Annotated in this window: 5 protein-coding genes and 1 pseudogene; all 6 read right to left on the reverse strand. The window is 62.2% G+C overall.

What is annotated here, in order from left to right:
- Positions 1–722 (reverse strand): LacI family DNA-binding transcriptional regulator (locus RIF85_RS13350; RefSeq protein WP_309072388.1); only part of this gene is annotated, 722 nt, incomplete at its 3' end.
- Between the two features lie 51 nt (positions 723–773).
- Positions 774–2261: a GH1 family beta-glucosidase gene (locus tag RIF85_RS13355; RefSeq protein WP_309072389.1), complete on the reverse strand. Its 1488-nt coding sequence runs from the start codon at positions 2259–2261 to the stop codon at positions 774–776.
- On the reverse strand, positions 2261–3163 hold the full coding sequence (locus RIF85_RS13360; RefSeq protein ID WP_309072390.1) for a carbohydrate ABC transporter permease: 903 nt from the start codon (positions 3161–3163) through the stop codon (positions 2261–2263). The genes RIF85_RS13355 and RIF85_RS13360 overlap by 1 nt, the downstream gene beginning before the upstream one ends.
- On the reverse strand, positions 3160–4290 hold the full coding sequence (locus RIF85_RS13365) for a sugar ABC transporter permease (protein WP_309072391.1): 1131 nt from the start codon (positions 4288–4290) through the stop codon (positions 3160–3162). The genes RIF85_RS13360 and RIF85_RS13365 overlap by 4 nt, the downstream gene beginning before the upstream one ends.
- A gap of 60 nt (positions 4291–4350) precedes the next feature.
- Entirely contained in the window at positions 4351–5646 is a 1296-nt protein-coding gene (locus tag RIF85_RS13370; protein ID WP_309072393.1) for an extracellular solute-binding protein, read from the reverse strand.
- Positions 5647–5932: 286 nt separating this feature from the next.
- A pseudogene (locus tag RIF85_RS13375) lies at positions 5933–6316 on the reverse strand (hypothetical protein); the annotation flags it as partial.

Consider the following 6316-nt stretch of genomic DNA (forward strand, 5'->3'; position numbering starts at 1 on the left):
CTGCGCATTGCCTCCTGCCCGGAAGCCTCCGTGAAATCTCCGACCTCAACGAGTGAGGTGTCGAGCCGGGCGGAGCGCAGCGCCGCTTCCCAGCCCCGCAACCGGTCGATGCCCGCATACATGTCCTGTGGGCCGGTGATTGTCGCGATGGACGTTCGGCCCGCATCGATGAGATGTTGTGCCGCGCGGGATGCCGCAGCGAAGTTGTCGACCTCAACGAAGTAGCTCTCGCGTTCGGCCTTGAAGGGGCGTCCGGCGAAGACCACTGGGAGGGATTCGCTGATTCTGGTCCAGGAGTGATCCCCACTGTGGTGCGAGACCACCAGCGCACCGTCAACGTTCCCTCCCAGCAGGTAGCTTCTGGTCTTTTCAGGACGAGCTTCAGACGAAACGATCATTGTGAGCGTGTACTTGGTCTCCACCAACGTCTGTGCGATGCCTTCGACGATGGTGGCGAAAAACGGATCGGCGAATACCTTCGACGTCGACTCGGGAACAACTACGGCAACTGAATTGGTGCGCCTGCTCGCGAGAGACCGCGCAGCACGGTTGGGAATGTAGTTGAGGGTGGAAATCGCGTTCTGCACGGATTTCACGATGTCCGGGTCCACGTTCGGTGCATCGTTGACGACCCTGGACACAGTCGACCGCGAGACGCCGGCCAGCGCTGCAACCATCTCAAGCGTTGGCACTGGCCGGGTACGGCTTGCGTCTGTCTTCACAATTTCTCTCCGTGCGTGGTGCTGAAACTTATCGGTCCACTCTAGGTCGGCTCAGGTCCCGGACGCCGCCAGGACCTGTCCTTTCAGTGGTTTCACCTCCTCGTTCGCCCTCGCAGTGTCGATCAGCTTCCGGTAAGCATGGCCGCTGTCTTTAATTGTCCGCTCGAAAGAGTTGTAGTCCACTCGCACGATCCCGAACCGTTTGCCGTAGCCCCAGGACCACTCGAAGTTATCGAGCAGGGACCACACGAAATATCCGCGCACGTCCGCTCCCGCGTCGATGGCTTCGCCAACGGCGGCGACGTGATCGAGGACAAAGCTGGTGCGCTCGGCGTCGTGCACATCACCGTCAGCGCTGACGACGTCGTCGTAAGCTGCACCGTTCTCCGTGACGTACAGCGGCGGCAGGGTGGGGTACTCCTCCCCCAGACGGACCAGCAGCTTCCGCAGACCGTCCGGATTCACCTCCCAGTTCATGGCTGTGCGCGGCAGTCCGCGGGTGGGGAACGCGATATCCTCCGATCCGATCCAGCACGACGACGTCTGGCGGGAAGCTCCACCCGAGTGGCCGTCCCCACCTTCGTGATCCGGGTGACCGCTGATCAGATCGTCGTGATAGTGGTTGACTCCGAGGAAATCAAGGGGCGTTCCGATGATCTCGAGGTCACCGAACTGGATGACCTCCTGGATGCCGAACTGGTCGAGGTCCGTGAGCGTGTCTTGCGGGTAAGCGCCGCGCAGGATGGGGTCCAGGAAGATGCGGTTCTGGAGTGAGTCGAATCTGCGGGCCGCATCCAGGTCCACCGGATCTGCGGGATCGCGGGGGATCGAGTTGCTGAGGTTCAGCGTGATGCCCAGGTGCTGTGCCCCGCGCGAGCGGAGTGCGTTGACCGCCAACCCGTGTGCAAGATGCTGATGGTGGATTGCGGCGACTGCAGCGCGGGGCTCCTGCCTGCCCGGGGCATGAACGCCGGCAGCATAACCGAGCAAGGAGGAGCAGAACGGTTCGTTGAACGTGGTCCAGTGCTGCACGCGGTCACCTAGCGCCGAGTAGACGTCGTTGGCATAGTCCACGAACCGGTAGGCGGTGTCCCGGTTGGCCCATCCACCCTTTTCCTCCAGCGCTTGCGGCAGGTCCCAGTGGTACAGGGTCAGCCAGGGAAGTATCCCCGCTTCGAGGAGTTCATCCACCAGCCGGGAGTAGAAGTCGAGTCCTTCGGCGTTCGGTCCACGGTCACCCGGACGGACCCGTGCCCAGCTCGTGGAGAAGCGGTAGGAGCCAAGGCCCAGTTCCTTCATGATTCGGACGTCTTCCGGCATGCGGTCATAGTGCTGAACCGCATGCTTGAGGGTGTCATCGTTGGCAATGGCCCCGGGTACGCGCGCAAAGGCGTCCCAGATGCTGTCCTCCTTGCCGCCCTCGTGGCTGGCTCCTTCGACCTGCGCGGCCGCCGTGGCTGAACCCCAGAGGAATCCTTTCGGCCACGTCCTTGTCAGGTTCCCCGCCGATGTTTCATGGTGTGTTTCGTCAAGCGGCATTAGCCCTTCACTGCTCCTTGCATAATTCCTGAGATGAGTTGTTTTCCGGCGAGCACAAACAGCACCAGCAGGGGGAGCGTTGCCATAACGGCTCCCGCGAGGACTACCGAATAGTCCACGTACCTGCCTGCTTGGAGCTGGCTGAGCGCGGTCTGGAGTGTTGGGTTGCCGGCGTCGAGCACCAGCAGTGGCCAGAGGAAGTCGGTCCACGCTGTCATGAAGGTGAACAAGCCCAGAATCGCCATTGCCGGCCGCGCGGCGGGAACCGCCACATGCCAGAAGGTGGAAATCATGGACGCGCCGTCCATGCGGGCCGATTCGATGAGTTCGTCCGGGATGACATCCACAAGGTACTGGCGCATGAAGAACACGCCGAACGCGGTGACGAGGGTCGGGATCACGACGGCGCCGATCTCACCCGTCCAGCCGAGGGTACGCATCATCATGAACAACGGAATGATGCCCAGCTGTGTGGGGATCGCCATGGTGGCGATTACCGCGACCATCAGGCCGTCCCGTCCCCTGAAGCGAAGCTTCGCGAAGGCGTAGCCTGCCAGTGTTGAGAAGACCACGACCGAGACCGTGATGATGCCGGAAATCAGGACGCTGTTCCCGAGTGCCAGCCAGAAAGGGATGGTGTCGAAGACTTCGCCGACGTTGGTCCAGAAGTTCCCTCCGGGAAAGAGCGGCGGCCAGGTCTGCCCCAGCGCTTCGTTGGAACGGCTGCCGATGATGACGGACCACCAGAGCGGATAGGCGGAGGCGAGGAAGAAGGCAAACAACAATCCATAGGTCAAAAAACCGGGACGGTGCCCATTGCCGAACAACTTCCTCCGAAGAACCGGCGGGCGCGCGCTCCGGTCGCCGGCGGCGGTCCGTGCTCTGTTGTCGATGGCCGTCATTGCCCTCTCCTCGTGGTCGGGTTTCCTGCGGTATCCGTCTGCCCGTCGGATGGTTCCTGCTCCCTCGAAGGGGCGGGCGGCTGGGACCCGATCGCGGGGAGTACGACGGCGGGAGCCGCAGAGCTTTTCCCACGCCAGCCCCCCGGCCGGTGACGGCGCGAACGTCCGTCACCGGTGGTCGCGATGCGCCGCGAGATCAGCCAGTTCACCAAGCCGAAGAGGACGATGATGAGAAACAGGAGCCACGCTATGGTTGCGGCCTTTCCGAAGTTCTGACGTTGGAACGCCATCTCCCACAGGTAGAGCACGGTGGTCTGGAACTGTCGTGCGGTTCCACCCGCTGTCCTGGGGTCGTAGAGCTTCGGTTCGGTGAAGATCTGGAGGCCACCGATGGTGGCGGTGATCACCACGAAAATCATGGTGGGCCGGATGCTCGGAAGTGTGATGTTGAAGAAGCGGCGGAACGGCCCGGCGCCGTCGATCGCGGCGGATTCATAGATGTCCCGCGGCACGGCCTGCATTGCCGCCAGCAGGATCAGGGCGTTGTACCCGGTCCACCGCCAGTTCACCATGGTGGCAATCGCGATGTGACTGGGCAGGGTTTCGTTCAACCACATGACCCGGTCGACGCCGAAGCTTGCGAGGATGTTGTTGATGAGGCCGTACTGTTCGCCGAACATGTTCGTGAAGATCAGCGCCACGGCGACAGGGGTGACGATGTACGGGAGCAGAATGCTCATGCGCCAGAAGGTCTTGGCACGCAGGTTCTGATCCAGAACCGCAGCAATGGCGGTTGCGACGACCAGCTGCGGAATGGTGGAGAGCAGGAAGATGCTCACGGTATTGAAAAGGGAATTCCAGAAGAACCTGTCCTGGAGTACCTCGCCGAAGTTCCGCAGACCCACGAACTCGCCCTGCCCCTTCAACAGGTGCCAGTCGAAAAGAGAAACGACGAACGTGTAGCCAAGGGGGAAGAGCCCCACGAGGCCGAACAGGACGAAGAACGGGGCTATGTAGAGATAGGGTGACGCTTTCACGTCGAGGATGTTCAGTCGCTGACGGAAGGTCGGTGCAGTTTTCCTGGCAGCTGGGTTGCCCGCTGCGGGGCGATTCAGTGTCGTGGTCATGGCGATTCCAGATCCATCAGGGGGCCTCCGGTTGTGCCGGAGGCCCCACAGCCGATGCTGCTAGTTGTTGACCACGAGGTCGTTGAGGAGCTTGACCGCTTCATCCCAGGCTTCATCGGCGGTTCCTGTGCCGGTGTCGAGCATGTTCAGCGCCGGCGCGAAAACGCTCTCCTGGATCACGGAATCGTGCGGGCCCTTGAACTGGGCGACGACGCCTTCGGCACGCGAGGCGAAGATAGCACCGTAGGGAGCGTCGTTGAAGAGCTCGTTCGGCACCGCATCCTCAACGATTTTCTGCTGGGCTTCGAGGGTGCTCGGGAAGTTATTCGCGGCAGCAGACTGCTTGACCTGCTGCTCAGGGGCCGTCAGCCAAGCGGCGAGCTTGGCTGCTTCAGCAGGGTGCTCGGAGCTTTCGGGAACGGAAAGGAACGCTCCGCCCCAATTCGAGGCACCGCCCGGGAAGACATCGGCTACGTCCCAACCACTCTCGGGTCCTCCGCCAGCGGATTCAAGTTGTTCCTTGATGGTGCCGAGCATCCACGCGGGGCAGACATGAACCGCGAACGAGCCATCGACGAAGGCCTTGCCCTTCCCCCAGTCGAACTGCTTCTGGTTGGCCGACAGGCCATCCGCCGTACCGGCAGCGAGGAGATCGAACTTGGCGCGCATCGCCTCGTTGCCTTCGACGTTCAGCTCGCCATCGGTGGTGTAGTAGCCCTCTTCCATCTGGTTCACCATGGAGTTCCAGACGAACGACGACTGGTCGTACCAGGCTTTGCCTGTCGCCTCGTGATACTGGCGGCCCAGGTCGAAGTAGGTCTCCCAGGTAGCGTCGTCGCCGCCGAAGAGTTCGGCGACTTCCTCGCGGTCAGTAGGGAAGCCTGCTTCCTCGAAGAGGTCCTGGTTGAAGCACAGTGCCTGCGGCCCGATGTCGGTGCCGTAGCCGATCACGCGGCCATCGGGGTCGGTGCCCTGCTCGAATTTCCAGTCAACCCAGTTGGCTTTGATGTCCTGTGCACCGTGCTCGTTGAGGTCTACGAACTGGTCCGACACCTCCATGATGGAGCCGAGCCAGCCCTCTTCAACTGCCACGACGTCACTGAGACCGGATCCGGCCGCGAGTTTGGTGAACGCGTCTGTGCGGGCATTGGCACTGCCGTCGATGTTCGTCGCCTCAATGGTCACGCCAGGGTTTGCTTCTTCGTACTCGGCGTACAGATCGTCGTAGCCGAAGTTGCCGAAGGTGGTAACGGTGAGCTCGACGGGGTTCTCGGCGCTGGCCGGTTCGTCGCTGTTACTGCCGCAGCCGGTGGCTACGAGTGCCAGGGTTACGGTGCCGGTGAGGGCGGTGATCATTCTGGTGCGTCGTGAAAGAATCACGGTCACTCCTTTGTGTGCGTGCTTGAGCGGAAGGGGACATGGGAGTTCGCACCGACTGACCTTCGCTCGGGGCGTTGTCAGACCAACGGGGACGGCTTGGTGCGGGAGTTGATAGAGCGCTCCATCAGCAGTTCGATCAATCTACAGATGATCTGCGTCACATGTCAATAGAGCGCTCCATCATCTTTCCAGGGCGCAGTCCGATAGTGCCGGACTCGCTGCATCCCAGGCGGCAGAGGCAGTAGCGCGGCTGTCTACAGGGTCAGGAGCCTCCAGCGAGCTGGACGGTCCCGACGGTGACAACAGCGGCACGGGTGATGTCCGCCGTCGGCCGTACCAGTGAGGATTTTATGCGGGCAGCGGCCTCGGGAAGCCAAATGGGTGTGTCGGCGCTCAGCGGGTGGATCTGAACCTCCACCTCGCGGTGGTTGGTGGCCTCGCCCGGGGTGATGTCAATGTCCCAGGCTGATCCGTTCCAGAAAACGTCCTCTTTCCGGCCCTCAAAGAACGACGACGCCACGTCGCCGACGATCTCCAGCCTCAGCAACGAGCGGACACCCGCCGCCGCTTCCCCCTTGACCGTGATCCGGAACCGCGCGGCGTGGCGACTGAACTGCTCGGGACTCGGCGCCGAAGCGCGGCCCGG

The organism is Arthrobacter sp. (assembly GCF_031179385.1).
Classification (GTDB): domain Bacteria; phylum Actinomycetota; class Actinomycetes; order Actinomycetales; family Micrococcaceae; genus Arthrobacter_D.